General features: G+C 44.8%; 1 pseudogene. It reads right to left on the reverse strand.

From position 1 onward, the window contains the following. Window positions 1-315, reverse strand: a pseudogene (locus BN338_RS09965) (transposase domain-containing protein); the annotation flags it as partial.

The following is a 315-nucleotide window of genomic DNA, read 5'->3' on the forward strand; positions in this document are numbered from 1 at the left end:
TGAAAGCCGTCTTAAAGCTTTGTGTAAATGTTGGCTAAATTCTTGAGCGTCTAAAGCCTCTTCATCCTGTACTTTCACAGCTAAATTCCCCGCATTGTTTGGAACCAAGCGGCTAACCTTTGGCTTGATAATAGGCTTAGATGTTGAACCATCACCCTTTCGTTCAAGCCGCCCATAAACATCTGCCAAGTGATCAGGTGCAAGCTTGGCTGCCAACTGTTTTTCTGCTTTAACAGCCTTTACATATTCTTTACGCAAACGCCCATTTAAACGCGCTGCCTGCTGGTCATAAAATCCAACATCCGCAAGACACGC

The organism is Bartonella queenslandensis AUST/NH15 (assembly GCF_000312585.1).
In the GTDB taxonomy this organism is placed as follows: domain Bacteria; phylum Pseudomonadota; class Alphaproteobacteria; order Rhizobiales; family Rhizobiaceae; genus Bartonella; species Bartonella queenslandensis_A.